At 48.4% G+C, this 24,528-nt stretch carries 22 protein-coding genes and 3 tRNA genes; 5 read left to right on the top strand and 20 right to left on the bottom strand.

Features of this window, described 5'->3' with window-relative positions:
- Positions 1 to 99: 99 nt before the first annotated feature.
- The 4 genes from guaB to AC4EVX_RS03325 form a co-directional block, all read right to left on the bottom strand.
- Entirely contained in the window at positions 100 to 1,554 is a 1,455-nt protein-coding gene (guaB, locus tag AC4EVX_RS03310; protein ID WP_432628895.1) for an IMP dehydrogenase, read from the bottom strand.
- 319 nt (positions 1,555 to 1,873) lie between these two features.
- A complete protein-coding gene (locus AC4EVX_RS03315; RefSeq protein WP_490159555.1) occupies positions 1,874 to 2,371 on the bottom strand; it encodes a DUF6106 family protein in 498 nt (165 codons plus the stop codon).
- Positions 2,372 to 2,591: 220 nt separating this feature from the next.
- Complete coding sequence (groL, locus tag AC4EVX_RS03320) at positions 2,592 to 4,214, bottom strand: chaperonin GroEL (RefSeq protein WP_308451110.1); 1,623 nt, start codon at positions 4,212 to 4,214, stop codon at positions 2,592 to 2,594.
- Positions 4,215 to 4,357: 143 nt separating this feature from the next.
- Positions 4,358 to 4,642, bottom strand: coding sequence for a co-chaperone GroES (locus AC4EVX_RS03325; RefSeq protein WP_308451111.1), 285 nt, complete (start codon positions 4,640 to 4,642; stop codon positions 4,358 to 4,360).
- Between the two features lie 324 nt (positions 4,643 to 4,966).
- Here AC4EVX_RS03325 and AC4EVX_RS03330 point away from each other — a divergent pair, with 324 nt between their 5' ends.
- Positions 4,967 to 5,689 carry a hypothetical protein gene (locus AC4EVX_RS03330; RefSeq protein WP_490159556.1) on the top strand — a complete coding sequence of 241 codons (723 nt, stop codon included), beginning with the start codon at positions 4,967 to 4,969 and terminating at the stop codon, positions 5,687 to 5,689.
- Positions 5,690 to 6,012: 323 nt separating this feature from the next.
- Positions 6,013 to 6,942 carry an alpha/beta fold hydrolase gene (locus AC4EVX_RS03335; protein ID WP_490159557.1) on the top strand — a complete coding sequence of 310 codons (930 nt, stop codon included), beginning with the start codon at positions 6,013 to 6,015 and terminating at the stop codon, positions 6,940 to 6,942.
- A gap of 101 nt (positions 6,943 to 7,043) precedes the next feature.
- On the opposite strand, the gene pdxR is transcribed toward AC4EVX_RS03335, so the two are convergent.
- Both pdxR and AC4EVX_RS03345 read right to left on the bottom strand, forming a co-directional pair.
- Positions 7,044 to 8,462, bottom strand: a complete 1,419-nt coding sequence (pdxR, locus tag AC4EVX_RS03340; protein WP_490159558.1) for a MocR-like pyridoxine biosynthesis transcription factor PdxR — start codon at positions 8,460 to 8,462, stop codon at positions 7,044 to 7,046.
- Positions 8,463 to 8,630: 168 nt separating this feature from the next.
- Complete coding sequence (locus AC4EVX_RS03345) at positions 8,631 to 10,325, bottom strand: glutamine--tRNA ligase/YqeY domain fusion protein (RefSeq protein WP_490159559.1); 1,695 nt, start codon at positions 10,323 to 10,325, stop codon at positions 8,631 to 8,633.
- 147 nt (positions 10,326 to 10,472) lie between these two features.
- Between AC4EVX_RS03345 and AC4EVX_RS03350 the strand changes: the two genes are divergently transcribed.
- Both AC4EVX_RS03350 and AC4EVX_RS03355 read left to right on the top strand, forming a co-directional pair.
- Positions 10,473 to 10,545: transfer RNA gene (locus AC4EVX_RS03350), tRNA-Thr, on the top strand.
- 113 nt (positions 10,546 to 10,658) lie between these two features.
- Positions 10,659 to 11,633, top strand: a complete 975-nt coding sequence (locus tag AC4EVX_RS03355) for a DUF4397 domain-containing protein (RefSeq protein WP_177977995.1) — start codon at positions 10,659 to 10,661, stop codon at positions 11,631 to 11,633.
- A 6-nt stretch (positions 11,634 to 11,639) separates the two neighbouring features.
- Here the strand turns inward: AC4EVX_RS03355 and AC4EVX_RS03360 are convergent, their stop codons facing one another.
- From AC4EVX_RS03360 to AC4EVX_RS03410, 11 genes are all read right to left on the bottom strand, one after another.
- Positions 11,640 to 12,587, bottom strand: a complete 948-nt coding sequence (locus tag AC4EVX_RS03360) for an L-lactate dehydrogenase (protein WP_177977996.1) — start codon at positions 12,585 to 12,587, stop codon at positions 11,640 to 11,642.
- Positions 12,588 to 12,765: 178 nt separating this feature from the next.
- Complete coding sequence (gene rlmB, locus AC4EVX_RS03365) at positions 12,766 to 13,506, bottom strand: 23S rRNA (guanosine(2251)-2'-O)-methyltransferase RlmB (RefSeq protein WP_177977997.1); 741 nt, start codon at positions 13,504 to 13,506, stop codon at positions 12,766 to 12,768.
- On the bottom strand, positions 13,503 to 13,952 hold the full coding sequence (locus tag AC4EVX_RS03370; protein ID WP_177978023.1) for a Mini-ribonuclease 3: 450 nt from the start codon (positions 13,950 to 13,952) through the stop codon (positions 13,503 to 13,505). Before AC4EVX_RS03370 ends, rlmB begins: the two co-directional genes overlap by 4 nt.
- 113 nt (positions 13,953 to 14,065) lie before the next feature.
- On the bottom strand, positions 14,066 to 15,475 hold the full coding sequence (cysS, locus tag AC4EVX_RS03375; RefSeq protein WP_177977998.1) for a cysteine--tRNA ligase: 1,410 nt from the start codon (positions 15,473 to 15,475) through the stop codon (positions 14,066 to 14,068).
- Between the two features lie 198 nt (positions 15,476 to 15,673).
- The gene (ispF, locus tag AC4EVX_RS03380) at positions 15,674 to 16,210 is read right to left on the bottom strand and encodes a 2-C-methyl-D-erythritol 2,4-cyclodiphosphate synthase (protein WP_177977999.1); all 537 of its coding nucleotides are present in this window, start codon (positions 16,208 to 16,210) and stop codon (positions 15,674 to 15,676) included.
- Between the two features lie 136 nt (positions 16,211 to 16,346).
- Positions 16,347 to 17,273, bottom strand: a complete 927-nt coding sequence (locus tag AC4EVX_RS03385; RefSeq protein WP_177978000.1) for a YegS/Rv2252/BmrU family lipid kinase — start codon at positions 17,271 to 17,273, stop codon at positions 16,347 to 16,349.
- A 139-nt stretch (positions 17,274 to 17,412) separates the two neighbouring features.
- Positions 17,413 to 18,066, bottom strand: a complete 654-nt coding sequence (locus AC4EVX_RS03390; protein ID WP_177978024.1) for a phosphatase PAP2 family protein — start codon at positions 18,064 to 18,066, stop codon at positions 17,413 to 17,415.
- Between the two features lie 239 nt (positions 18,067 to 18,305).
- A tRNA-Met gene (locus tag AC4EVX_RS03395) sits at positions 18,306 to 18,379 on the bottom strand.
- 17 nt (positions 18,380 to 18,396) lie between these two features.
- Positions 18,397 to 18,469: transfer RNA gene (locus AC4EVX_RS03400), tRNA-Val, on the bottom strand.
- Positions 18,470 to 18,565: 96 nt separating this feature from the next.
- Positions 18,566 to 19,585, bottom strand: a complete 1,020-nt coding sequence (locus AC4EVX_RS03405; RefSeq protein ID WP_177978001.1) for a glycosyltransferase family 2 protein — start codon at positions 19,583 to 19,585, stop codon at positions 18,566 to 18,568.
- A gap of 14 nt (positions 19,586 to 19,599) precedes the next feature.
- Positions 19,600 to 20,439 carry a CPBP family intramembrane glutamic endopeptidase gene (locus AC4EVX_RS03410; protein WP_490159560.1) on the bottom strand — a complete coding sequence of 280 codons (840 nt, stop codon included), beginning with the start codon at positions 20,437 to 20,439 and terminating at the stop codon, positions 19,600 to 19,602.
- Positions 20,440 to 20,672: 233 nt separating this feature from the next.
- On the opposite strand from AC4EVX_RS03410, the gene arcC reads away from it, so the two are divergent.
- A complete protein-coding gene (arcC, locus tag AC4EVX_RS03415) occupies positions 20,673 to 21,611 on the top strand; it encodes a carbamate kinase (protein WP_490159561.1) in 939 nt (312 codons plus the stop codon).
- Positions 21,612 to 21,725: 114 nt separating this feature from the next.
- Here arcC and AC4EVX_RS03420 read toward each other — a convergent pair whose 3' ends face one another.
- From AC4EVX_RS03420 to AC4EVX_RS03430, 3 genes are all read right to left on the bottom strand, one after another.
- Positions 21,726 to 22,676, bottom strand: a complete 951-nt coding sequence (locus AC4EVX_RS03420; RefSeq protein ID WP_490159562.1) for a TIGR03943 family putative permease subunit — start codon at positions 22,674 to 22,676, stop codon at positions 21,726 to 21,728.
- 14 nt (positions 22,677 to 22,690) lie between these two features.
- A complete protein-coding gene (locus AC4EVX_RS03425; RefSeq protein WP_490159563.1) occupies positions 22,691 to 23,920 on the bottom strand; it encodes a CobW family GTP-binding protein in 1,230 nt (409 codons plus the stop codon).
- 118 nt (positions 23,921 to 24,038) lie between these two features.
- A complete protein-coding gene (locus AC4EVX_RS03430) occupies positions 24,039 to 24,425 on the bottom strand; it encodes a metal-dependent transcriptional regulator (RefSeq protein WP_177978006.1) in 387 nt (128 codons plus the stop codon).
- Positions 24,426 to 24,528 lie beyond the last annotated feature (103 nt).

Genomic DNA, 24,528 nt, shown 5'->3' on the forward strand with positions numbered 1-24,528 from the left:
CCTGCATCTGAACAATAACCTTCGTGGACAGTATAACATAAAAAAGAAAAAAAAGATACCGCCGTGTCAAACACGACGGTATCTTTTTCATTCAAAACTTTATTCATCTACGCTATAGTTCGGAGCCTCTTTTGTGATGTGAATATCATGCGGATGGCTCTCTCTCAGAGCTGCGGCAGAGATCTTCACGAACTTACCGGTCTCCTGAAGAGTCGGGATATCCTTTGCTCCGCAGTATCCCATTCCTGCGCGAAGACCACCAAGCATCTGGAATACGGTATCCTCTACCATACCCTTGTATGCAACACGTCCCTCAACGCCTTCCGGAACGAGCTTCTTTGCGTCGGACTGGAAGTAACGGTCCTTACTGCCATTCTCCATTGCTGCGATCGAACCCATGCCACGGTATACTTTGTATTTTCTTCCCTGATACAGCTCAAAAGAGCCCGGGCTCTCGTCGCAACCTGCGAACAGGCTACCCATCATGCAGACATTACCGCCGGCTGCAATCGCCTTCGTGATGTCTCCGGAGTACTTGATTCCTCCATCTGCGATGATCGGGATTCCATATTCCTTTGCAACTGCGTAGCAGTCCATAACAGCGGTGATCTGCGGAACACCGATACCTGCAACGACACGGGTCGTACAGATGGAACCAGGTCCGATACCAACCTTAACTGCGTCTACACCAGCCTCGATCAGAGCCTTGGTTGCTTCGCCAGTTGCAACGTTTCCTGCGATAACCTGAAGATCCGGATATTTCTCCTTGATCATGCGAACGCAGTTCAAAACGTTCTGAGAATGACCGTGAGCGGAGTCAAGCACAACTACGTCAACGTGTGCCTTCATCAGAGCCTCTACGCGGTCGAGAACATTTGCGGTGATGCCGAGTGCAGCTCCGCAGAGCAGACGACCCTGTGCATCCTTTGCAGACAGCGGATACTTGATCTGCTTCTCAATATCCTTGATCGTGATCAGACCCTTGAGGTTGAAATCATCATCGACGATCGGCAGTTTCTCAACTCTTGCCTTTGCAAGGATGCGCTTTGCCTCCATCAGAGTAATGCCTTCCTTTGCAGTTACAAGATTCTTGGAAGTCATGCACTCACGAATCTTCTTGCTGAAATCCTCCTCGAACTTCAGATCACGGTTGGTGATGATTCCCACCAGCTTACGTCCTTCTGTGATCGGAACACCGGAGATGCGGAACTTGCCCATCAGCTCATCTGCATCCTTGAGTGTGTGCTCCGGAGAAAGGAAAAATGGGTCTGTGATGACACCGTTCTCAGATCTCTTTACCTTATCGACTTCTTCCGCCTGAGCTTCAATCGACATATTTTTGTGTATAATGCCGATACCTCCCTGACGTGCCATAGCGATCGCCATGCGGTGCTCCGTAACTGTATCCATACCAGCACTCATCAGCGGAATATTCAGCTTGATTTTCTTGGTCAGGTAAGTCGTCAGATCTACCTGATTCGGGATAACCTGTGAATAAGATGGTACGAGAAGAACGTCATCAAATGTAATGCCGTCACCAATAATTGTACCCATTATCATTTCCTCTCTTTCTTTCGTTTTTTTCAGGGTAAGCAACGTTCCTGTACCCAGTAAGGAGATGCTTACTCCGTGTTATTAGTTACCTAGTCTAACAAAAAACTTTCTGATTGTCAAATCTTTTTTTTCATCAGAATTGAGCGAATTCTTTTTGTCTAAAATGTTTGATTATTCGCAATTTTCTGTTTCTTATAAATAATTTAAAATCTTCTTATAAATCCAGACAGCCCACTGACCGGTATCACGCGCCAATTCTGCGCAAGCGTCAACTTGAAGCAATATAATACCGGTATCCTGTTCTCTCAGAGCAGATCAATTACTGTAAAAATGTCTTCTGCGGAGCCGTCTGGCGGAAGCACTTAAGCATCTTCTCATCCGGTTCAAAAATCAGCTTGATCGTCGTTCCACTCGACTCGACAATCGCCACATACGGCTTTGTCTTTCCGTCGTGAGAGGTGTAATCGAGCGTCTTTTGTATCGTTCCATAATTATTCAGGCGATCCGAGCCCTCCGGCGCGATCACCTGGATCTCATCCATCGTGCACTCATATCCTTTTTTTCTCTTGGATTTGCCGAGGATGATGTCGATCGAGAGCATCTTGTCAACGTATAAATATTCATATTCAACATGGGTATTTCTGTGACAGAGATAGGTAAGAAAGCCAAATCCAAACATGAGAATCACGGCGAGCACGCCCGTCGTCATGGCAAAAAAAACGGAAACTGCCGTACACAACCCAAGCACAATTGTAAGGATTGGTGCATAGAATGGACTTTTTCTCGAAATGAGATGTTCTGCGTAGGATTCGTTCATAGGAAGCGAACTCCTTTCTTAAAGTTATTTGCCTTTTTCTTTATCTTTTAAAGATCGCGATTCTTGTGCGGAATGTTTTTTGTTTGGAAAGATCTTTTTATGGAATAAATCCTCCATAGAAATGAATAAAAAATCTCATGAAACAAAAAAAGGAGAACTGCCGGACTAAATCCTGGCAGCTCTCCCTATTAGACAGCTTTTGTTCTGGCTCTGCCCTGTATTACATCATTCCGCCCATACCGCCACCTGCCGGCATTGCAGGGGTTTCTTCTTTAATATTAGCAACTACGGATTCAGTTGTCAACAGGGTAGATGCTACGCTCGTAGCATTCTGCAGTGCGCTTCTGGTTACCTTTGCCGGATCCAGAATACCTGCCTTAATCATATCTACATACTCCTCTTTGTATGCATCAAAACCAGTTCCTACCGGAGACTCTTTTACCTTGTTGATGATAACGGAGCCTTCCAGACCTGCGTTTGCTGCAATGTGGAACAGCGGAGCCTCCAGTGCCTTCAGGATGATCTTACCACCGGTCTTCTCATCGCCCTCAAGAGCCTCAACCTGATCCTTGATCATCTCGATTGCGTGGATGTATGCGGAACCACCACCAGCGATGATGCCTTCCTCAACAGCTGCTCTTGCAGCAGACAGAGCATCCTCCATACGGAGCTTTGCTTCCTTCATCTCAGTCTCGGTTGCAGCACCTACACGGATGACTGCTACGCCGCCTGCCAGCTTAGCCAGTCTCTCCTGTAATTTCTCCTTATCGAACTCAGAAGTGGTCTCGCCGATCTGTGCGCGGATCTGAGCAACTCTTGCGGAGATATCATCCTTATTGCCACAGCCGTCAACGATGATCGTGTTCTCTTTCTGTACCTTAACAGACTTTGCACGACCAAGCTGTTCCATTGTCGTATCCTTCAGTTCCAGACCAAGCTCCTCGGAAATTACCTGTCCACCGGTCAGGATTGCGAGATCCTTCAGCATCTCTTTTCTTCTGTCGCCGTAACCCGGTGCCTTGACACCTACTACGGAGAAGGTTCCTCTCAGCTTGTTGACGATCAGGGTGGTCAGTGCCTCGCCCTCGATATCCTCAGCAACGATCAACAGCTTAGAACCGGACTGTACGATCTTCTCCAGAATCGGCAGGATCTCCTGAATGTTGGAAATCTTCTTATCGGTAATCAGGATGTACGGATCGTCCAGAACTGCTTCCATTTTATCCATATCGGTGCACATGTAAGCAGAGATATAACCACGGTCAAACTGCATACCTTCTACAAGATCCAGCTCGGTCTTCATGGTCTTGGACTCCTCGATGGTGATAACGCCATCCTTGGAAACCTTCTCCATTGCATCTGCTACCATCTCACCAACTGCATCATCTGCTGCGGAGATTGCTGCTACTCTTGCGATGCTCGGACGACCTTCGATCGGCTGGCTCATCTTCTGGATTGCCTCAACAGCAGCCTCAGTTGCCTTCTTCATACCCTTTCTTAAAACGATTGGGTTTGCACCTGCTGCCAGATTCTTCATTCCCTCATTGATCATAGCCTGTGCCAGAACGGTTGCGGTCGTGGTACCATCACCAGCGACATCGTTGGTCTTGGTTGCAACTTCCTTTACCAGCTGTGCACCCATGTTCTCAAACGGATCTTCCAGCTCAATCTCCTTTGCGATCGTCACACCATCGTTGGTGATCAGCGGAGCGCCGAAAGACTTGTCAAGAACAACGTTGCGTCCCTTCGGTCCGATCGTCACACGAACGGTATCTGCTAACTGATTCACACCTGCTTCCAGAGCTTTTCTGGCATCTACGCCATATTTAATCTGCTTTGCCATAATTTCATTCCTCCAATATGATCCATCTTTTTATCCCGCTTCCGCAAAATTCGGAAACAAAGCTGGAAATAAAATCAAATCTAACATAAACCTGGCAATTCGATCTGAAATTCAAATCGAATCTCCCTAATTTCTATTTCTAATTACTCGATAACAGCCAGAATGTCGTTCTGCTTTACAACAACATACTTCTCATCATCCAGCTCAACCTCAGTGCCTGAGTACTTGGAGTAGATTACCTTGTCGCCAACCTTAACCTGCATTGCAACTTCTTTGCCATCAACCACACCGCCAGGACCAACTGCAACAACCTCAGCCTGCTGTGGTTTCTCTTTTGCCTGACCCGGAAGTACGATACCGGACTTTGTCGTCTCCTCTGCTACAAGCTGTTTTAATACAACACGATCAAATAATGGTACTAACTTCATGGATGATTCCTCCTTATTTTTCGCTGCTTTTTCATTCATGAGATCTTGCTTCGATCTCTCTTTCGATTCACAATACCATTTATACCACGCATTGTTAGCACTGTCAATAGTTGAGTGCTAATTTTATAAATTTTTTATCGTTGTCCCCTTTCTTTTTTCCCATATTCGTATTACAATATTCTTTAAAGACGGCTGAAAGTACGAAACCACTGCATATTTTCCATCGAATTCAGAGATTTCAGAAAATAGTTTCGGTTTATAATCTCGGAAATTATTTCATTTTTATGTGGAACCAGCAGTCCGGCCGCAGAAAGGAGAACGGGTATGTCAAAAAAAGGATTAGGAAAGCTGATGGCTCTCACTGCTGTTGCCGGTGCCGCAGCAGCAGGAATTTCTTACTTAAAGAAGTATCATTCCTTCAATAAGGAACTGGACAAAGATTTTCATGATTTTGAAGATGATGAGGAGGATACCCCGGTTCCGGACAGCACGATGAGCCGTAATTATGTATCCCTTCATGCAGACAAGGATGAGTTTCTTGTAGCTGCCGGCGATATGATCAATGCCACGAAGGATGCTGCGAGCGCTGCCCGCAATGTGGTTCGCGATGTCGCTACGATTGTAACTGATACGGCAAGAGATGCCGTCGGTGTCGCTTCCGACACTGCTTCCGCTGCCAAATCCACTGCAAGCGAAGTCAAGGAGACGGTCGAGGAAGTTGCCGGCGATACCGCTGAGGATATCATCATCAAGGCAGGCGACACGGCTGAGAAGGTCAAGGAATTTGCGGAGACCGCAGTCGAGAAGGCTGAGGATCTCGCTGAGTCTGCCACGGAGAAGGCAGAAGATCTCGTTGTCGATGTTGCGGACAGCGCCACCGACGCGATCGAGCACACCGCAGATGTGACGGAGACGGTCACCGACCACCTCGCTGAAGAGATCAAGAAGTCCGGAACATCGGCAGATGAGGACGCCGAGGATGCCGTCGAGTATGTGACCGGTGAGGACACCAAGAATACAGAAGAAGACGACAAAGACGCTGAATAGGATTATCGGATGAGCAGCAACTGAAACGAAACATCATTTATCATCGAAATCCTATTTGTAATTGAAATACGATTTATCATCGAAATATGATCTAGCATCTATAATTGAAACAGATAAAAAGTCTCTGACAGACTTCAGGTTTGATCTCACCTTCCTTCATTCCTGAAGTCTGTTTTTTATTTCCGTCAAAAAGCTGTCAATAATTGATTTGTTGGCATATTAGCTGTATAATTTATACAAAGATACATTCAGATGACGAGATATTTCTGACGATGTATTTCGGGGGTTGTTTTATTTGATTGATTGATGAAGGAGGTATTGCGATGTTACATGAAGTGAGTTTTCTTTCTTACAATGAGCGTGACTATGTGCAGGGCTGGATCTACGTTCCCGCAACCAAGCCGAAGGGAATTGTTCAGCTGATCCACGGATTCGGAGAACATTCGAGACGATACATTCATATGATCTCTGCCTTTCTCGACGCAGGCTACATCGTATCTGCCGACGATCATGTCGGTCACGGAAAGACTGCGATGGTCAGCGGAATCTGGGGTGACTGGGGCGACAAGGGGTTCCACACGATGATGGAGGATGAACACACCCTCCACAACCTTGTCTGCGAGAAATACCCGGATCTGCCCTATTTCCTCTTCGGACACAGCATGGGGTCCTTTATCACACGTGACTACATGGCTCACTATGGCAGTGAACTTGCCGGAGCTACGATCTGCGGAACAACCGGAATTTTCCGCAGGGCACGCGAGGCTCAGAAAGCACTCGAGAAAGTGGTCGCAGAAGGACACGGAGAGGAATCCGATCCTGCATTCTCTGCCGGTCTCCTCGGCTGGATGTGCGAGCGCTGTGGTGAAGTCTCGATCGGAAATGAGTGGATCTGCGCTGATCCATATGTCCAGAAAGATCACGCAGAAGATCCGTTTGACGCGTTCACGAAACCGACGAGCAACCGTGCCCTGCTCTACTTTACCCAGATGATGACCTCCATCGAGGGAACCGACTGGGCATCCCAGATTCCAAAGGAGCTTCCAATCTACAACATCGGCGGAGATCAGGACCCGGTTGGCGAATACGGAAAAGGCATTTATGAAGTCAGCAACTGGCTGTGCGAGACCGGACACGCAGTGCGCACCGAAGTTTACTCCGGCTACCGCCACGAGATCCACAATTACAGCACAATCAAAGACTATGTCGAGCAGGGAATCATCGATTTCATGGACGACGTTCTGGAAACCTGAGGAACGTCCCACACCTAGATCTCACCTCATAAAAACAAAAAAGAATAAGAATTCTCATGACTTCAACATCCTACCTCATAAGAAGATAAAAATAAGAATTCTTAAGATTTCCAGCATTCGATCAGAGTCTTTACACCTGTCTCGATCTCCTCTAAGTTGAGACTGGCATATCCGAGCACAATCGTCGCCGGTCGATGGTTGTGCTTCGGATAAATGAAATATCCGCTGAGTCCATACACTTTCACGCGGGCATTCTCTGCTCGCCGAATCAGATCTTCCTCTGATCTTCCGCTTCTGCTTGTCAGCAGAATGTGAATCCCGGCATACTCTCCATGAATCTCAAATTCCTTCTCAAGCGGTCTGAGTGCCGTGAGCATCGCATCATGCTTTGCACGGTAAATCGCACGCATTCGATTCAAATGACGCTCAAAATATCCCTGTGACAAAAACTGGTACAAGATATTCTGATCAATCCGCGATACTGTGGACGCATAGAATCCCGTCTGCGATTTGTATTTCTTTAAGAGCTGTTCCGGAAGCACGAGATAGCTGACTCGAATCGCCGGTGCAATGCACTTTGAGAACGTTCCGATATAAATCACTCTGCCTGCACGATCCATTCCCTGAAGCGCAGGAATCGGTTTTCCGCGATAACGAAACTCACTGTCGTAATCGTCCTCAATCAGATAGCGATCCTTCCCCGCAAGAGCCCAGCGAAGCATCTCCTGTCTGCGACCGACTGACATGACTGCACCTGTCGGAAACTGGTGGGACGGCATGACATAGGCGACATCTGCCCTGCTTTGCTCCAAAAGCTCGGGAATCATCCCAAATCCGTCCATATCCACCGGACAGACTGGATAATCCAGGCTGTGAAGAACGCGATATGCCTGCTTGTAAGTGGGATTCTCCATCGCGATCGTCCGGTTTTTTCCGAGAATCTGTGAGAGCAGAATCAGCAGATACTCACTTCCGGCACCGATGATGATCTGCTCCGCCCGACAGTTCACGCCTCGCGCAGAGTGCAGATATGAGCGAATCGCCTCGCGCAGACCATTTTCGCCCTGATGATCGCCGGAGAGGAACATCTCACGGTTGTCATTCACAAGCGTGTTGCGGGAGAGTTTTCTCCAAACGTTATACGGAAAACTTTCCAGATCGATTCCTCTCGGAGAAAAATTGACCAGATTTTCCTCCTCTTTGCTCTCCCTTGCCTCCAGAAATCCATCCGTCCCCTCCTCGACGCAGACCGGTGTCTCAACCTCGACAAGCTCCTCCATCTGTGCAACATAGATGCCCCGATACGGGCGCGCTTCAATATATCCTTCCGCAAGAAGCTGATCGTATGCCATCTGCGTTGTGCTACGGCTGACTTTCAGATGCGTCGCAAGCGTCCGTGTCGACGGAAGGCGCTCTCCCATACGAAGATTTCCTTCTCGAATCTCCCTGCGGATGTGTGCATAAATCTGTTCATAGAGCGGTTTTTTCAGCTGGGAATCCAGCGGAATCAGAAGATCCATGTTCGTCCTCCTCCCATTCTCTTTCCTCTGACACTTTTTTCTTATATCATTCTTATCGTTCTTGTCATTCTTACCATTCTTTTTCCTGTGATCGTTTTCTTTTCCATCAGTCAGAAAGAGGACAGACGCAAGATACGCCTGTCCCCCGTAAACTCTTATTTTTAACTCTTATTTCTGAATCTTAAAGGAGCTCTTCAAGGATACGATTCGGTTAAATACCGGCTGACCCGGATTGCTGTCCTTGCAGTCTGCACAGAAATATCCGTTGCGGACAAACTGGAAGCTCTCATACGGCTTTGCCTCAGCAAGAGCCGGCTCCACATAGCAGTCCTTGAGGATCGTCAGGGAGTTCGGATTCAGATTCAGAGAACCATCCTCGTTCAGCTTGCCCTTCTCCTCGTCAACGATGTTCTCATACAGACGGCACTCTACCTTCTTTGCGGTCTCTGCGCAAACCCAGTGGATCGTTCCCTTAACCTTGCGCGCATTGAAACCGGAACCGCTTCTTGTCTCCGGATCATAGGTTGCATGGATCACGGTGACATTGCCGTTCTCATCCTTCTCAAATCCGGTACAGGTCACAAAGTATGCGCTCATCAGACGCACCTCATTGCCCGGGAACAGACGGAAGTATTTGCGCGGTGGCTCCTCCATGAAGTCCTCACGCTCAATGTAAAGCTCTCTTCCAAACGGAACCATTCTCGATCCAAGCTCCGGATTCTCGAGGTTGTTCGGAACCTCCATCATCTCAGTCTGACCTTCCGGATAGTTGTCGATCACCAGCTTCACCGGATCAAGGATCGCCATCATACGGGATCTCTTGAGCTTTAAGTCCTCACGAATACAATACTCAAGCATTGCAGAGTCAACAGAGCTGTTTGCCTTGGAAACGCCGACCATCTCAACGAACATCTTGATGGACTCCGGTGTGTAACCACGACGGCGCAGAGCTGCAATCGAAACCAGACGCGGGTCATCCCAGCCATCCACGATCTTGTCCTCAACGAGCTTCTTGATGTAACGCTTTCCGGTTACAACATTCGTCAGATACAGCTTTGCAAACTCAATCTGGCGCGGTGGGTTCTCAAACTCACACTCGCGGACAACCCAGTCGTACAGCGGGCGATGATCCTCGAACTCCAGTGTACAGATCGAATGGGTGATGTGCTCAATCGCATCCTCGATCGGATGAGCGAAATCGTACATTGGATAGATGCACCATGCATCGCCGGTGTTGTGATGATGCATATGGGCGACACGGTAGATAACCGGATCTCTCATGTTGATGTTCGGAGATGACATATCGATCTTCGCACGCAGAACTTTCTCTCCGTCCTTGTACTTGCCTTCCTTCATCTCCTCGAACAGGCGCAGGTTTTCCTCAACGCTACGGTTGCGGTACGGGCTCTCCTTACCCGGTGTCGTAAAGTCACCGCGGTACTCACGAATCTGATCCGCAGACAGATCACAGACGAAAGCCTTTCCCTTCTTGATCAGGAGAACGGCACACTCGTACATCTTCTGGAAGTAATTCGATGCAAAGAACAGTCTGTCCTCAAAATCTGCACCGAGCCACTTTACGTCTGCCATGATGGAATCTACGAATTCCGTCTTCTCCTTCGTCGGGTTGGTATCATCAAAACGCAGGTTGAACTTTCCACCGTACTGCTTTGCCAGTCCATAGTTCAGCAGAATCGACTTTGCATGTCCGATATGCAGATAGCCGTTCGGCTCCGGCGGGAAACGGGTCTGGACATGATCGTAAACGCCCTCCGCTAAATCTTTCTCGATCTCCTGCTCAATAAAATTCTTGGAAACTACTTCTTTCTCTTCCGGCGTAACTGCCGTCTTCTCATTCTCCATAAATCGACCTCCGAAAACTCTCCATTATTAGCCATTAGCATATCACATTTTTTGAATTAAGAAAAGATCTTTTTTTTGCTTGACAAACCTCTGAGAGTATGATAATATATCCAAGGTTCAGCAAGCCACTGAATCAAAATTGAAAATGCTGCTGTGGCTCAGTCGGTAGAGCGTCGCATTGGTAGTGCGGAGGTCACGGGTCCGATTCCCGTCAGCAGCTTTAAGTGAGAAGCCCTTGTAAATCAAGGGTTTTTTTGTTGTTTTAAAAAATTTTCTGTTCACCCACCTGCCTTGCCACTCATACTGTAAAGTAAAAAACAGCGAGGCTTTTTTATGGCTGAAAACGATACCCACTACAATGAAATTCCGGAGGGAGTCTCTTCTTCCGACCAATTTTCGGAGATGACTCCGACTTCGCCAAACACTTCCTCAAATGAATCTATGGGAAACGGATCATCCAAAGTTTCCTTTTCCTCACCAGAAACTGCCTATTACGATTACGATCTGACGACTCCTCTTCCGGATAAATTTGAGGTCGGTCCTGCCTATCCCGGAGACGGAGGAAATAACACCGGAAATATCGGGATCATTCTGCCAAACTTCGGACTTCGCCCGACAACGCCACCGTTTTCCTTTCCCCCCTCGAATCTCTCAAGCTCCTACTGTCAGGTGCGCTTCCTGAATGCGTCCACAAACACGTTTCCTGTCACGATCTACATCGACGGAAATATCTATGCGGATCGCTCACGCTTTGGAAACAACACCAATTACGAGTGGATCAGAGACGGGTTCCACACAATCACCGTGCGCCGTGCCACGGGAATTCGCTCGATTCTGCTTCAACAGAACCTTCCATTCTCCGCGGGTCAGAAAAATACGGTCATTCTCACCGATTCCTCATCCGGTGGCTTAAGCCTCGTGCAGGCAAGTGACAACGGCTGTCAGAATCTTCCATCCGGCTACGGATGTTTTCGCTTCGCAAATATGTCTTACAGTGGTTCCCGCTTCGATCTGCTGACTGAAAACGGAGATGCGGTTTTCCGCAGAATCGCGTTCCAGAATATCTCCGCCTATAAGCAGGCGATGGCAGGCACTTATCTGCTCTTCGTCTCTGCCACCTCGTCCTACACCTTCATGCAGGAACTCCCAATGCTGATCATCGGAGTCTCCGAAAACGAAGCTGTAATCGGGGGGCAACCGGTACTCTCCTTCCCGCAGACAATCCGCTCTGGACGAAATTATACAACGTATCTGATCGGAAACACCTGGTCGGACTACTCACTTCAGACGATCACTCTCGAGAGTTAAGTTTCCTCACTCCAGTCCCCGGTAGCTCTCTCTGAGAATCTCACACGACTCTGCGAGCTTCTCCCGCTCTGTGTCTGTCAGATCAAGCTCAAGCACCCGTCTCACACCATTCTGATTTAAGATACACGGGACTCCGGCGAAGACTCCCCGCTGCCCGTACTCGCCGTTTAAGAGAGCAGATACCGTGAGCACACTGTTCTCATTTCCAAACAGTGCACGCGTGATCCTTGTCATCGCCATGCCGATGCCGTAATACGTCGCTCGCTTCGCCTCGATGATCCGGTATGCGGACTCCCTGACCTCCTCAGAGATCCGCTCAAGATCTTCCATCCGAATCGGACTCTCGTCGCCTGCGACAATCTCCTCGATCGAGCGCGTTGCAAACATCGCCTGACTCCACGGCACAAACTCACTGTCCCCGTGCTCCCCGATCACATAGGCGTGGATGTTGCGGGGATCGACGCGAAGCGTTTCTCCGAGCATATATCGAAGGCGCGCCGTATCAAGCGCAGTTCCTGTTCCAATCACGCGCTCCGGCGGAAACCCGGAGAGGTCACAGGTCACGCGTGTCATCACATCGACCGGATTTGTTGCGACAAGAAAAATTCCACTAAATCCAGAAGCCGTTACCGGCTCAATGATCGAGCGAAAGACCTCGCGGTTGCGCTTTAAGAGATCGAGGCGCGTCTCTCCGGGCTTCTGGGCGACGCCCGCACAGATCGCCACAATGTCTGCGTCCGCACAGTCCTCATACTCTCCCGCATAGATCTTCATATGAGAACCGGAAAAGGCGAGACCATGGTTCAAATCCATCGCCTCGCCTTCTGCGCGTTTTTTATCCAGATCAATCAGAACCAGCTCCTCGCAGGCATTCTGATTCAGCATGCTGTATGCATAACTCATTCCCACCATTCCGGTTCCAATCAATCCCACTTTTCGATTGTCTATTCTCATGCCGTCCTCCTGTCCCCGAAAACACGAATTTCCCAGTTCCATTTACCGGTTTTAAATTCCTGTCCCGTTTTGCATTCGTTTGCTTTTTCTTACATGAGAATAGTGTACGCATTTATGATTGATTCATGCGCCAGTTTGACTGTCTGTTTGCTGTCCATGCGCCAGTTTGACTCATTTATTAATTCATTCTCTGGCGCACAATCTCGTAGGCAAGCACACCCGCTGCGACAGATGCATTCAGAGAATCGATATCGCCCTTCATCGGGATCGACGCAATCATATCGCATTTCTCACGGACAAGTTTACCGACCCCATTTCCCTCGTTTCCGATCACAAGACCGATCGGCCCTTTGAGGTTCAGCTTGTACATCAGCTCACCGCCCATATCAGCGCAGACAAACCACAGACCGCGCTTTTTCAGATCCTCGATCGTGTTTGCCAGGTTTGTCACGCGGGCAACCGGCGTGTAGTTGAGAGCTCCTGCTGAGGTGCGGGCAACCGTCGCCGTCAGACCGCTTGCGCGGTGCTTCGGAATGATGACTCCGTGTGCTCCGGCAAGGTTTGCGGTACGGATGATTGCTCCGAGGTTGTGCGGATCTTCGATTCCGTCAAGCAGGAAGATAAACGGCGGTTCGCCCTTCTCCTCTGCAAGTTTCAAAATATCCTCAACCTCCGCATACTCATAGGCTGCCGCATAGGCGATCACACCCTGATGCTTTCCAGTATCGGACATCTGATCGAGACGCTCTCTTGCAACAAACTGGATCACAGTGTCGTGTTTTCTCGCCTCTCGCACAATCGTCTGCACCGGACCGTCCTTACAACCATCCTGGACAAACAGCTTGTCAATCGGTCTTCCGGCACGAAATGCCTCCAGAACTGCATTTCTGCCCTCTATTGTAAATTCCTCGTATCTCATTCAATTTCTCCTATTTTCTCAAATCCGTCGTGCACCAGTTTGAGCACGCGGTCATAGCGCCCCATCAGGTATAAATATCCCATCAAAGCCTCAAATCCGGTCGCCATCCGATAGTCAATCATCGTCGCATGCTTTGCCATCGTCGCAGAGCGCGCATTTCGTCCACGGCGATAAACCGCAGACTCCTCGGGTGTCAGATCATCCATCAGAAGTTTCGCAAGATTTGCCTGCGTCTCTGCCTTCACGAGGCTTGCACTCTTCTTGTGCATCTTGTTGACCTGCATACTTCCGTGGCTGACAACGCGGGTACGGACAAGAATCTCATAGACCGCGTCCCCGATGTAGGCGAGAACAAGCGGAGAATATGTCCGCACATCCATTTTCGGAAGTGCAAGCATCTCTGTGAGATTTGCCTGAACCTGCTGTTCAAGAGCGGTCTGCTCCATCTCCATCTGAGCCACTGCGTTCTGCCCCATCACGTTCTTCTCCTGCACAGTCGGACTCTGTACCATTTTCTCTGCCGTCCGGTTTTCCTTTTCTGCCGTTTGAGTTTCTTTCTTTACGCTCTCTTCCATTTTACACCCTCTCTGGTATCTTCAAGGATGATGCCCATGTCGAGCAGTTTCTGGCGAATCTCATCTGCCAGTGCGAAGTTGCGATCCTTTCTTGCCTGCTGACGGTCAGCGATCATCTTCTCGATCTCCTCATCGAGTGCCTCATGATGACGCTCAGTCACAATTCCGAGAACCTCGCAGAGTTTCTCAAGCTCTGTCTTCACAAGCTCTGCATAAGCCTTGGAGCTGTTTTCCGTCACAGTCGTATTTGCAAGTTTTACCAGCTCAAACAGAGCGGAAATCGCATCTGCAGTGTTGAAATCATCATCCATTGCGGACTCAAACTTGCCGACAAGCTCATTTACATTCTGCTCAAAAGCCTTCTCCTCCTCGCTCAGATCGGCTCCCTCTGCCTTTCCTGCCAACTCCTTGACGCGCTCTACTGCGGTCAGGATACGCTCAAGACCATTTTTTGCGGACTCCATCAGATCGGCGCTGAAGTTCAGCGGACTGCGGTAATGCGCACTCAGCATGAAGAAACGAAGCACCTGAAGATCATATTTCTCGCCGATCTCGCGAACGGTGAAGAAGTTGCCGAGAGACTTGGACATCTTCTTGTTGTCAATGTTTAAAAATGCATTGTGCATCCAGTAATTTGCAAACTTTACGCCGTTTGCACACTCAGACTGTGCGATCTCGTTCTCATGATGCGGGAACACAAGGTCCTCGCCGCCGGCATGGATATCGATCTGATCGCCGAGGTAACGCTTTGCCATGACAGAGCACTCAATATGCCAGCCCGGACGACCCTTGCACCATGCGGAATCCCAGTACGGCTCTCCGTCCTTTTTCGGTTTCCAGAGCACAAAATCGGAGGAATCCTCCTTGTTCTCCTCACCGGTAACCTTCAGCTCACGAAGACCTGACTGCATCTCATCGAGATTCTTGTGGGAGAGCTCTCCGTAATTCTTAAAAGAACGGGTGCGGAAGTAAACGGTTCCGTCCTTTGCGACATAGGCATGTCCCTTCTCAATCAGCGTGCCGATCATATCAAGCATTCCTGGGATCTCCTTCGTCGCCTGCGGATGAGTCGTCGCCGGCTTCACGTTCATATCTGCCATATCCTTCTTGCACTCTGCGATATAGCGGGTGGAAATCGTCTCTGCGTCAACACCCTCCTCGTTTGCCTTCTTGATGATCTTATCATCGACGTCGGTAAAGTTGGAAACGTAGTTGACCTCGTATCCCTTATACTCAAAATATCTGCGAACGGTATCAAACACAATCATCGGACGTGCATTTCCAATGTGAATGAAATTGTATACAGTCGGTCCGCACACATACATTCTTACCTTTCCCGGCTCGATCGGCACAAATTCTTCTTTTCTCTTTGATAAGGTGTTATAAATTTTCATATTTTTCTCCTCACTCAATTTTTCTGTTCCTGTACCACACAGAAGGTTTCATTCATTCTTCTCAAAAACTTCCCTGAGCCCAAATCTCCGAGCCTGAACAGAAACCTTCCTTTCCCGTCTCAGTTCGGTCCTGCACGCGACCGAACAACTTCCTGATCTTTGATATTCTGATCTCTGGTATTCTGATCCTGGGTGCTCTTACCCCTGACATCCCGGACAGCTACAGGCACGCCCCTGTTCCCGGTCATCGACAGCCAGCTCCCTGCCCTTTGCAAGCAGTGCAATCGCCTGAGAGGAAATGCCCTCACCCGTTCCGGTGAATCCAAGTCCCTCCTCGGTCGTCGCCTTGACGCTGACCTGACTCACCTCAATGTGAAGTGCCTTTGCGATGTTCTCTGCCATCTGCGGGCGATACGAAGCCAGCTTCGGACGTTGTGCAATGATCGTCGCATCGATGTTCTCAATCACATATCCGTTCTCCTCAAGCAGCTCTCCGACCTTTTTCAGAAGTTCAATACTTGAAATTCCTTCATATGCCGGATCGGTATCCGGAAAATGCTGTCCGATATCCCCGAGTGCTCCTGCGCCGAGAAGCGCATCCATCACTGCGTGCACCAGAACATCTGCATCCGAGTGACCGAGAAGTCCCTTCTCATACGGAATCGTCACTCCTCCAAGAATCAATTTGCGTCCCTCTACCAGTCTGTGCACATCATATCCCTGTCCAATTCGCATTTTCTTTCTTCTCTCCTTACTATCACTATCGTTCTCGTTCGTCTCGCCATTCCCCTTATTCTGACCCAAAGACTCTTCTCGCCAAATCCAAGTCTTTGCGAGCGTCGACTTGAATCATTTCTCATATGATCAGCTCTTATATGATCATCCGAAGCTTTTTCTCCACACATCGAAGATGAAGATCCGTCTGGAACAGGCAGCTTTCTCCATCCGTATGAACCGGGAGCGGACGATCCACATGAATCAAAAGTTCCCGGCACTGATAATGACGCACACCACGGCGCTTGCCCTTCCAGCCAAACATCGCATCTAAGAGCGCGCTAAACAGATCTCTTCGGTGGGCATTGTGCACGACACGCACTTCAAGGAAACCGTCGTTGTAAGATGCCTTTGGCGCAACCCGCACTCCTCCGCAATCAAACGGATGAATATGCGCCGAGATCGTACAGATATGATTAAACTCAATTCTTCTCGCCCCGTCAAGCACAATATATCCGCGTGTCGGTTTGACCCGAATCAGTTCAATCAATGCAATCAGAAAATATCCCAGCCGTCCCGGTCGCAAAAGCGAAATTCCACTGTGCTTCATAAATTCAAGTCTTTTGTGGCAAATCGCCGCATCCAGACCGATTCCACTGCTGATCAGAAATCTTCGATACTCCGGTTCATTCTCCCCGTAAGAAAGGATTCCATAATCCATGTAGCTGTGATATTTTGGATTTAAAATTTTTTTCAAACAGCGCTCCGGACTTTTCGGGAAGCGAAGGCTTCTCGCCAGATCGTTTCCCGTTCCGGCAGGAATATATCCTAAAGTAACTCCACTGCAAAAAGAAAGTCCATTTAAAATTTCATTGAATGTTCCGTCCCCGCCGACGGCAATGATCGTGTGCGGTTCCCGGCTCTCTTCTGTCAACTGTTGTGTAAATGTTCTAGCGTCTCCCGGTTGTTTCGTGATGTACACTTCATAGTCAATTCCGTACTTTTGGATCTCCTGTTCCAGCCTATTCCATACCTTTTGTCCGATGCCTCTGCGGGCTTTCGGATTTACGATAAAATAGTACATGAAAACCTCCCAGTAATTACTATCCTTTAGTATATCATAAAAATCAGAAAACTCCTAAGAAAATTTCTATGAATTGAACAGGGGAGCCTCCGATTCCTCAGAGACTCCCCTCTCACACATTTTTATTATCTGACTTTTATTATCCAATGACTTTCTGGCGCTCGGATTTGTTTTCTGCGTAAACGGAACCGTAGACAAACGGATACAGGACATATCCCAAAATAAATGCTCCGAGAACGTCAATCACCGAATGCTGTTTTAAAAATACTGTCGCCATACAGATCGAAACCATGAGCACGAGAGAACCTCTGCGAACCCACTTCTTTCCCTTGAGCACCCGGCTGTTGCACACCGCAAAATGAACCCCCAGCGAGTTGTAGGCATGAATACTCGGAAATACATTCGTCGGTGTATCTGCCTCATGAATCTTCTGCACAAGCCAGCAGAAAATATTCTTGTTGGGATCTACCGCCACTCTCACATCCGTTCCGTTCGGGAAAAAGGTGCAGATCAGCAGGCTGATCGTCATTCCTCCAAACAGAAACGTGCAGATCCGATAATATTCTTCCCTGCTCGTGAAAAAGAAAAACAGGACCGCTCCCGACACATACAAAAACCAGAGCAGATACGGCACAATAAAGTACTCATTAAATGGAATGAGATCATCCAGACCCGCATGAGTCACGATATAATCTCCGGATACCGTTCTCTCCAGATAATAAAACCACGGCAGATAAATCAGGATATATCCCATTACCCAGACATGCCCATATTTTTTTACCAGATTTTTCAAAAACATTTTCACTTGTTTTGCCTTTCTGGATTTCTTTCCCCAATCAAACATGATGGCCTCCCTTCCTGTCCCATCACAACTTCCTGACAAACTCTTTCCATATCTTTTCTTTATCTTTTAAACTTTACAAACTTAACTTTCTCGGATTATATCACAACCATTTTCCCTGTACAAGGTAGTTTCTAAAAAGTTAAGAAACGAAAAAAGCACCTGCCATTTTGCAAGTGCTTCCCAAATCATAGCGGAAGGGAGATTCGAACTCTCGACACTACGGGTATGAACCGTATGCTCTAGCCAACTGAGCTATTCCGCCATATAAAAGAAAAAGTATGGGGCCTATAGGGCTCGAACCTATGACCCTCTGCTTGTAAGGCAGATGCTCTCCCAGCTGAGCTAAGACCCCATATTGCAGTCTTAAGTGTCTCACTCAAGACTGCTTCCATAGTATAACAATCATTGTGCTAATTGTCAAGACTTTTTACACAACTTTTTTAATAAATTAATTAAATCCAAAGAACTTCTGGCTGATCTTGTATCCGGCGATCGACACCGTGCGTCCGCTCTTTCCCGGCAGATTCATGCTCTGTCCAAGGAATCCCCAGCGCAGGCGCATAAACAGCGGAAGATCGGTCTTTCTTAAATCCTGCCACAGCTGTTTCTTCTTCTCCATGTTCTCATCGCTTCCGGACTTGATCGCAAGAATCGAGCAGATCGTCATCATGATCTCGAGATAGCGCACCATATAATGACGCAGTTTGAAGCTCGTGATCTTTGCCTTCTCATAGCTGTCAAGCATCAGACGGGTCACACGAATCTGCTGATCGATTCGTCCGATCATAACCTGCTCATTGACCGACTGATCGGATCTTCCGATGAAATAGCGGTAGAAGTTCACATCCAGGTAATAGAACGTCTTCACATACGGAAGTGGCTGGAACACAAAGAGGTTATCCACATAGAACGTGTGCTTCGGAAGCTCCAGACCGCACTCTCTGAGCATCTCCGTGCGGTAAATCACCGAATGCATCAGAATATACTGTCCCAGCATGAAGACCTTCACATCGTTCCATCCGCAGAGCTGACGCTTCGGAAGTGCCGTCTTGTACTGCATCACGCGCTTGTGCTTTGCCCCCTGCTTTTCATAGACAAAGTTGGTGATCAGCATGTCAAGGGTCTGTTTTCCCATAACAAACTCGCGGAGTGTCTGAAGCACCTGTGCATATGCCTCCTCATTGACCCAGTCATCGCTGTCCACAACCTTGAAATAAATACCGGTTGCAGCGCGAAGTCCCGCATTGACGGCCTCTCCGTGGCCACCGTTTTCCTGATGGATTGCCCGGCAGATTCCCGGGTACCTTGCCTCATACTCATCCGCAATCTGTGCCGTGTGGTCCTTTGTAGAACCGTCGTCCACAATCAGAATCTCGACTTCATCTCCTCCCGGAAGCAGGGTATCGATACAGTGACGCATATATGCCTCCGAATTGTAGCATGGAATTGCTATGGATAATAATTTCATAATTTAAATTCCTTTCATCTTTCATGGGGAATCTCAGTTCTCCTGTCCTTCCCCATCTGATAAAATGCGATTGCCGTCAGAATTCCTCCGACTACCGCAGTGACTGCCATCCCAAATCCTGAAGAAATTCTCCGATCAAGATCAAGCATTGTCAAAAAAATCGCCGTCAGATTCGCTGTTCCGTGAAAAATCCAGGCATCTCTCAACCCGCCCAGTTCATATGCTCCTGCAAGAAAAACTCCCATCAGACAGGCATAGATTCCCTGAATCAGATTTCCATGAAACAGCCCAAAATATACGGCTGAAATCACTGCCGCTCCCGCAAACGGCAGTTCCCGGCGAAGGCTTCTATATGCCATTCCCCGAAAAATAAGCTCCTCTGTAAACGGAATCACAATTCCGGTACAGATCACCTGCATCCCAATCACAGGCTGATACAAAAGTTCTGATGTCGCCTGGTATCCCGCCTTCGGAATCGGAAGGAGGAGCAAAAGGTGATTCAGACACAGACAGATTCCAAAACCCGCAAGCAGAAGCCAGATCACATTCTGCCTTTTCATCCCAATTTTCATTCCACTGCTTGGAACTCGCTCTGTCTGCCCTGCTTGCTCTATTTGCTTCGTCTGCTCTCTTTGTTCGATTTTTCTGTACCAAAACCCAACTCCGATTGCAGTGATTCCTCCCGCCAGAGCGGTTAGAGGAAGGACATCACGCGCGGTCGGCTCTGCTCCGGTTGCCAGGTTCCAGCCCTCCATCACCAGCCATACAGCCATTTCATACAGCAAAAGTGATCCAAACATTTTCCATGCCAGGCTCAGAAAACGGCGCATCCCCTCCACATCAAATCCTCCCATTTGTTTCTTTGTGTTTTTCTCCACGGTATCATACGAAATTTTCCAGTCAGAAAATTTCTGCCTGTGTACAGTAACACTGCGGTCAGTATAACACAAATTGGTTGCTTTTTTCCAGTAGAAACACTATAATATTCTTATAATTTACGCCGGCAAGATGTTTCATCCATAAAATTCATTAATAATATTTCATATTCCGCAGAAGACGCCGGATCTCCGCAGAAAGAGGTATGCATATGGCAAAGAAAAGAATCGTCATGGCCCTTGGCCACAACGCACTGGGAACGAATCTTCCTGAGCAGAAGGCAGCAGTAGGCCCGACCGCTCGGGTAATCGCAGATTTTATTCAGAATGGCTGGCAGGTTGCGATCGTACACAGCAACGCTCCGCAGGTTGGCATGATTCATACCGCAATGAATGAACTGTGCAAGAATCACGTAAATGAGGGATATACACCGGCTCCGATGTCTGTCTGCTCTGCTATGAGCCAGGGTTATATCGGATACGATTTACAGAGCGGAATCCGCTCCGAACTGCTCAGACGTGGAATCTACAAACCAGTTTCCACGATCCTGACTCAGGTTATGGTAGATCCTTATGATGAGTCTTTCTATAACCCGATTAAGAAGATCGGTCGTTACATGACAAGAGAGGAAGCCGATGCCGAGGAGGCTAAGGGCAACTATGTGACCGAGGTTCCGGAAAAGGGATTCCAGAGAATCGTCTCCTCCCCGAAGCCGGTTGCGATCGTAGAGATCGATGCTATCCGCGCTCTGCTCGACGCAGACCAGATCGTCATCTCCTGTGGCGGTGGCGGTATCCCGGTTCTTGAGCAGGGTTCCAACTTAAAGGGCGCAAGTGCTGTCATCGAGAAAGATCTGACAAGTGGACTTCTCGCAAAGGAAGTCGACGCCGATGTACTGATGCTCGTCACCACCGTTGACAACGTCATGCTCAACTACGGCACCTCGGATGCAAAGCCGATCGAGCGCATGACTGTCGCTGAGGCTGAGGAATACATCCGCCAGGGTCAGTTCGAGAGCGCTTCCATGCTTCCGAAGGTAGAGGCTGCTCTCTCCTTCATCAAGGCTGGAAAGGGTCGTAATGCGATCATTACCTCGATGGAGCACGCTCAGGACAGCATCAGCGGACACGCCGGAACCACGATCGAATAACAAATCAACCAAATTCGTTCTATTACACAAAAATACCACGTCTGATCTCATTCATCAAACGTGGTATTTTTATTTATGCATTTCTCACGCGCTTACCGGCACGTTTCTTTAGGTTTAGCCGAACTGTACAACATCCTTGATCGGCTGTGCCAGCTCAACGGACTCTGCATAGAGCACCGGTCCCTTGCCGTCGTAATCCTGCCAGAATTCCAGCTCCACTCTCGCGCGAACCTTCACCCACTGCTTCGTCTCCAGATTCTTTGCCTCTTTCGCCTTGCAGATATAGCCGAGGAACGTCATATCCTCTGCACAGCAGGTCATCGCCATACGTCCCGGAACAAAATAGTTCTTCGGGAAATTCGGGGATTTCAGTACCATTCCGGTAAACTCCACAACCTTGCCCACATAGCGATCCGGCTTATCCATACAATCGATGTACCAAATTCCGTAGTCCTCCGGCTTGATCTCGATCACCGGTGCATTGACATCGTAAGGAAGATCTTCCTCGGAGATCTCATTGATCTCACCGTTCTCATCCTCAAAGACAATCTCGCACTTCGTGTTCATCGACTTGAGCAGACGCTTATAGCGGTCAAGATCCTCAATACCGTCACAGCGGTTGCAAATGATCAGCTCAGAATTGCGTACCATTGCAGCCAGAAGAGACTTCATATTCTTCGCATAGAGATCGAAGGTCGTCATATCTACGATCGTGATCTGCTGATAGAGATTCCAGTCATTCGGCAGTTTTAAATCATCCTGATTCCACATACCGTTCCACTCGATCAGAACACGCTCCGGATTGTAGAGAAGTTCCAGTTCGGTCAAACGCTCCGGATTCATCTCCTCAAGACTGTCCACATAGACAACGGAAGTCCGGGTCTTCTTCAGCAGTTCCTCATCGTACTCATTTTCTCCCTCCTCGCAGACAATCAGAAGAGTCTTGCCCTCTGCCTGAAAATAGTCCTGCTCCATCGTAAAAGAGAGAAATTCGGTTTTTCCGGCTTCCAGAAATCCGTTAATCAGAAATACTGGCATAATGCCATCGTCAATCGTCGGTCCCATTGATTACTCCTGTTTTAATTTTTCTTAAATGCCTTGTTCAGCTCGTCTTCCTTCAGCTTTGCACCAATTACGCACACTTTTCCAGTGTAATCCGGTGCTCCGGTACGGATCTCATACTCCTCCGGTACCAGATCAAAGTAGAACCACTCGCCCTGCTTCTCACTGTTCGGAAGCATACCCTTTGCACGCAGAACATCGCCGTAGCCATTTCCGTAAGCAAGCTCATCAAGAATTGCCTCCAGATCTGCCTTTGTACAAGGAATCGTGGTCTCCATGCCCCAGCTTGTGAAGACCTCATCTGCATGATGATGGTGATGATCATGTCCGCATCCGCACTCGCCATCATGGTCGTGATGATGATGATGCTCATGCTCCTCATGATCGTGGTCATCATGATCATGGTCGTGGTCGTGATGGTCATGTCCGCATCCACATCCGCACTCGTCGTCATCATCGTGATGATGGTGATGATGCTCATGCTCCTCATGATCGTGATCGTCATGATCATGGTCATGGTCGTGATGGTCGTGATGGTCATGATGATCATGTCCGCATCCACATCCGCACTCGTCGTCATCATCGTGATGATGGTGATGATGCTCCTCAAACTGAGCCTTTGCCTGTGCCATCAGCTCTTCCATCATCGTATCCGGCTTCTCGATCAGTTCCAGAAGCTGTGCACCGCCGAGCTGTTCTACCGGGGTTGTCACGATCGTCGCGTTCGGGTTCTGCTCACGAAGCATCTTTACATCTGCCTCTACCTTCTTTGCATCTGCAACATCGGTACGGCTCAGAACGATCGTTCCGGCATTCTCAACCTGGTTGTTGAAGAACTCACCGAAGTTCTTCATGTACATCTTGCACTTGCAAGCATCTACAATCGTAACGGCGCTGTTCAGCTTCACTTCCAGATTCTTGGCAACGTCACGAACTGCGTTCATGACGTCAGACAGCTTGCCTACACCTGACGGTTCAATGATCACGCGATCCGGCTGATACTTCGTCAGAACTTCCTCGAGAGATTTTCCGAAGTCACCTACCAGAGAACAGCAGATGCATCCGGAGTTCATCTCACGGATCTCAATACCGGAATCCTTCAGGAATCCGCCGTCGATTCCGATCTCACCAAACTCATTCTCAATCAGAACAACCTGCTCACCAGCAATTGCCTCTTTTAAAAGTTTTTTAATAAATGTTGTTTTTCCGGCTCCAAGGAAACCGGAGATAATATCAATCTTTGTCATGATTCTGCCTTCTTTCCAAATGATTATTTTCTCACAAAATGGACGGAAAGTCAAGTTTCCGTCTCATTTCGGATTTTACAGATTCTGTTTTGTGATTACCGTTCAGGAAATTAAATTCTTAAGGATTCTTCTTTTCCTTCTCTTCTCGCTCAATCATATAGCGGTTGATTCCGTCGACAACATCCTGATCAAGAATGTGTTCCATTCGACATGCATTTGCCTCCGCCTGCTCCTTCGGAACCCCGGTCACCTCCTGCAAAAATGCAGTCAGAAGACGATGACGACCATAAACAGCTTCCGCCTTTGCGAGACCTTCCGGTGTCAGTATGATCCCACCTGACGGCTCCATCTCAATAAATCCATCTTCTCTGAGTATTCCCATTGCACGGCTGACACTCGGCTTACTGAAATTCAGCTCACGCGCAATATCTATCGAGCGAACCGTCCCCTTTCGCTCTTTCAAGATCAGTATTGTTTCCAGATAATTTTCTCCTGATTCGTGCATTCAAATCCCTCCCGCATCATACTAGCTACTATCATATACGAATTTTCCCGTTCCGTCTAGTGGTGTAATGAAAGAAAAAGAAAAACGGAATCTCCGTTCCCTC

Source organism: Brotaphodocola sp. (genome assembly GCF_983179755.1).